Here is a 4,332-nt window from a genome sequence, read left to right as displayed (position 1 = left end):
AAGCGGTCCGACAGCGCGATCTTGTCTTCCACCGCCTCGCTGGGATGCAGCTCGCCGTTGACCATTTTGCTGTCGAGGTTGTCGCTCTCCTTTTCCGGCACCAGGTGGCGACGGTTGGAGGTGGCGTATAGCAGCACATTGTCTGGCGCCCGCTCCAGCGAACCATCAAGCACGCTCTTGAGCACGCGGTAATCGCCCTCGCCCGCTTCAAAGGACAGGTCGTCGCAGAACAACACAAAACGCTGTGGGAGCTTGCCGATTAGCTCAACGATTCGCGGCAGATCGGCCAAGTAATCACGCTCAATCTCCACCAGACGCAAGCCCTCGCCCGCCAGCTCTGCCAATAACGCGCGCACCAGCGAGGATTTGCCCGTACCCCGCGCGCCCCACAGCAACGCGTGGTTGGCCGGCAGCCCCGCAACAAACTGGCGAGTGTTGCGCGCTAGGTGGTCGCGCTGGGTGTCGACGCCAATCAGATCGGTCAGGCGCAAGTCCAGGCTGACCTCAAGCGGTTGCAAGTAACCACCGCGACCTTCACGGTGCCAGCGCGCGGCAATGGTGTGGTTCCAGTCCAGCTCAACGCGCGGGCTTGGCAATAACGGCTCAAGCCGCGCCAAAACGGCGTCGGCACGTTGCAGAAAGGCATTTAAACGGGAGTCCACGACTTACTCCTTTACAGGGAAAAACTCGAAGCGCGTCAGGCAAGCAACATCGCTATTCAGCTATGCTTGCCCAGTGCTCAGAGACGAGGCCGGCTTGCACCTTATGGATATAACGCTCACCCATCGCCTGTCGTTTAAACAGGCCAGTCTGACGGTTCTCGTGGCGTTGATCCTCGGCACCTTGCTCAGCCTGATGCAGGTGAGCAGCGATTATGCCAGTGAAGACGCCTCGATCAACCGCGAGATACGCGCATTGCTGGAGATCAGCCATAACCCGGCGACCCGCATTGCCTACAACATCGACACCGAACTGGCCCAGGAACTGGTCGCCGGGCTGCTGCGCTCACCAGCGGTGGTCAGCGCGCAGATTGTTGATGACACCGGCACCAGCCTGGCCAGCGCTAAACGCTCGCGCATCAATAGCCCCTATCGGGTGTTCAGCGACCACCTGTTCGGCCAGAGCAGGCAGTTTGAAGACGCGCTGTTTGTCAGCCATTCACCGCAAGAAACCATCGGCATGCTGCGCCTGGAGGTGGACACCTTCGCGTTCGGCAATAACTTCCTGCGCCGCTCCCTGGTTACGCTGTTAAGTGGCTTTGCCTACAGCCTGTTGCTGTCGATGATCTTGCTGGTGGTCTTCTACTTTATGCTGACCAAGCCGCTCACCGACGTTATTCAAGCCATCAGCGCCCGTGACTTACGCCGCCCTACCCGGCAAAAGCTGCCCTGCCCGCCCGGCCATGAGAACGATGAAATCGGCATTCTGGTCGACGTGACCAATCAGCAACTGTCGAGCTTGTCGGAAGAAGTCGAGCACCGCCGCAAAGCCGAAGACCAACTGACCCAGTACCTCGGCGAGCTGGAAAACATCATTTCCGCGCGCACCAACGAACTGAAAGCCAGTAATACGCGCCTGACCGTTTCCAACCAGGAATTGGAAACAGCCCGCGCGCACGCCAACCAAATGGCCCTGGCCCGTGCGACCTTTCTGGCCAATATGAGCCACGAAATCCGTACCCCACTCAACGGCCTACTGGGCATGCTTGGCCTGACTCTGGACAGCCACCTCAGCGCCGAACAACGCCAACAACTGAGCATTGCCCACAACTCCGGCAAGGTGCTGGTGGAGTTGCTTAACGATATTCTCGACCTATCCAAGTTCGAAGCTGGGCAGTTGCAGTTGGAGTCGATCCCCTTCGATTTCGCCACGCTGGTAGAGGACACCGCCAACCTGCTGTCGCAAAACACCGCCAGCAATGTCGAGCTCACCTGTTTAATCGACAACCGCCTGCCAGCGCTGTTGCTCGGGGACCCCACGCGGGTGCGCCAGGTGGTCAGCAACCTGCTGTCCAACGCGCTGAAATTCACCCACAGCGGGCGCGTGGATATCCGCATTAGCTATACCGACCCGGGGGTGCGCATCACCGTCACCGACAGCGGCATCGGCATTGCCGAAGAGGCACAGGCGCGAATTTTCCAGCCGTTCGCCCAAGCCGGCATCACCATCACCCGCCAATACGGCGGTACCGGATTGGGCTTGGCCCTGACTCGGCAACTGTGCGAGGCCATGCACGGTTCGTTGACGCTTAAATCTCAGCTTGGGGTGGGCAGTGAATTCTGCGTTCACCTGCCACTACCAAGCGCGGCGCCACCCGCCTTGCTGCCAGCCTTGCGCGGCCGCGTGGTGGCGCTGTGCGACGGACAAAGCGGCTTGGCGGCACTGCTGCAAAACCTGCTGCCGTTCTGGGGCCTGAGCTACACCCAATTGGAGCACTGCAACGCGCAACCGCTGCTATCGGCGGACTTGGTGATTACCGACCGCGCGCACGAGCTGGCCAGCCTGCGCGAGCATTTCAAGCACACCGTATTGTTCGTCAGTGCCTACGGCAGTTTTTTGCCCACCGAGCTGGCCAGCACCCTGGCGCCGATTCTGCAGCTGCCGCGGCCGTTATCCCGCGCGGCCTTGCACAAGGCCCTGCAACGCTCGCTGGAACCAGGCGGTGAACCGATTGCCACCCCCGCCGCACTCGGTGCGCCCCCGGTGCTTGACCATAAACGCGTGCTGCTGGTCGAAGACAACCCGGTAAACCAGTTAGTCGCCAAAGGCATGCTCAGCAAAGCCGGCTGCGAAGTGCTGCTGGCCACGAATGGTGTGGAGGCGCTGGAGATGCTGGAACAAGAACAAGTCGACCTGGTGCTGATGGACTGCAATATGCCGGTGATGGACGGCTACGAAGCCACCCGGCGCATTCGCCAGCAAGCGCGCTGGGCCGAGCTGCCGATTATAGCCCTGACCGCCAATGCCCTGCCGGATGAGCGCGAGCGCTGCACCGCGGCGGGCATGAACGATTACCTGGCTAAACCCTTCCGGCGCGACGAATTGCTCGCCCTGTTAAGCCTGTGGCTGCCGTCTACGGCGTTGCTATAAAGCGATCCAGCAACGCGCCGAGCTGTTCACGCAGACCGAACAGCTCATCCAGGTTAATGCCGCTTTCGCACAGCAAGCGCTGCTTGAGCGGTAACACCTGCGCCTTAAGCGCTGCGCCTTCGGCCGACAACGCCAAGTGCACTTCTCGCTCATCACGGGCACTGCGCTGACGCACGACCAAACCTAACTGCTCAAGGCGCTTAAGCAGCGGCGTCAACGTGCCGGAATCAAGCAACAGCCGTTCACCCAGCGCTTTGACTGTCGGTTGCTCGGGCGGCGTTTGCTGCCATTCCCACAACACCAGCATCGCCAGGTATTGCGGGTAGGTCAGACCGAGCTGATCAAGCATCGGCTTATAGCCACGAATCACGGAGCGCGAGGCGGCATACAGCTTGAAACACAGCTGATTGTCGAGTTGTAACGCGGTAGCGGCGTCCAGTTGCGGAACTGCTGGCGGTACTGGCTGTTGACTCATTGGCAAAGGCTCACTTGAGCAGCGCTTCAATCTCGCTGGTCAATTCTTCCGGCTTGGTCAGTGGTGCAAAACGCTTGACCACCTTGCCATCCCGCCCCACCAGAAACTTGGTGAAGTTCCATTTCACCCCTTGGCTACCCAGCAAGCCTGGAGCACGTTTTTTCAGTTGCACAAACAGCGGATGAGCGTCGGCGCCATTGACATCAATCTTCTTGAACAGCGGAAAGGTCACACCAAAATTCAGCTCGCAGAACTCGGAAATCGCGCCTTCATCACCCGGCTCCTGCTTGCCGAACTGATTGCAGGGGAAACCCAAAATCACCAAGCCCTGATCCTTATAGGTCTGCCACAGTTCTTCCAGACCCTTGTACTGCGGGGTGAAGCCGCATTTGCTCGCGGTGTTGACCACCAATACGGCCTTGCCACCGAAGTCGGCCAGGGTCTTTTGTTCACCTTTGATGGTGGTGGCGGGAATGCTGAACAGGGTGTCGCTCATGGGCGTAGCTCCGTGGCAATTAAGTGGTGACAGGCCGACAAGATAGCTAACGATTAAATTGTGTGCAATTCAATTTAAGGACTTAGCGGATCGCGTGCACGGGCTGCTGGACGAATAAAGTCGAGCAACAACGCCAAGGTCACGGCCGCACCACCGAGCACAAATAGCAACGTGTAATTGCCGCCGCTGGCTGCGTACAGATAGGAGTAAGCATAGCCGGCCAGCGCCTGGAACAAGGCAAACGCCGTGGTGGCGCGGCTCCATGCATGGT

4 protein-coding genes and 1 pseudogene are annotated in these 4,332 nt (G+C 59.6%); 1 reads left to right on the top strand and 4 read right to left on the bottom strand.

Annotation, left to right across the window (positions count from 1 at the left end; genetic code table 11):
- The coding region (locus AAAB16_RS20375; RefSeq protein WP_340664964.1) for an ATP-binding protein at positions 1–662 on the bottom strand (662 nt) is incomplete at its 3' end.
- Between the two features lie 103 nt (positions 663–765).
- Between AAAB16_RS20375 and AAAB16_RS20370 the strand changes: the two genes are divergently transcribed.
- On the top strand, positions 766–3,090 hold the full coding sequence (locus AAAB16_RS20370; protein ID WP_340664963.1) for a response regulator: 2,325 nt from the start codon (positions 766–768) through the stop codon (positions 3,088–3,090).
- Here the strand turns inward: AAAB16_RS20370 and AAAB16_RS20365 are convergent.
- From AAAB16_RS20365 to AAAB16_RS20355, 3 genes and pseudogenes are all read right to left on the bottom strand, one after another.
- Complete coding sequence (locus tag AAAB16_RS20365) at positions 3,074–3,565, bottom strand: MarR family transcriptional regulator (protein ID WP_340664962.1); 492 nt, start codon at positions 3,563–3,565, stop codon at positions 3,074–3,076. The genes AAAB16_RS20370 and AAAB16_RS20365 overlap by 17 nt on opposite strands.
- 10 nt (positions 3,566–3,575) lie before the next feature.
- A complete protein-coding gene (locus tag AAAB16_RS20360) occupies positions 3,576–4,061 on the bottom strand; it encodes a glutathione peroxidase (RefSeq protein ID WP_340664961.1) in 486 nt (161 codons plus the stop codon).
- A gap of 74 nt (positions 4,062–4,135) precedes the next feature.
- A pseudogene (locus AAAB16_RS20355) lies at positions 4,136–4,332 on the bottom strand (MFS transporter); the annotation flags it as partial.

The sequence above is a fragment of the Pseudomonas sp. genome, assembly GCF_037994325.1.
In the GTDB taxonomy this organism is placed as follows: domain Bacteria; phylum Pseudomonadota; class Gammaproteobacteria; order Pseudomonadales; family Pseudomonadaceae; genus Aquipseudomonas.
This window is presented reverse-complemented; position numbering and strand designations above follow the sequence as displayed.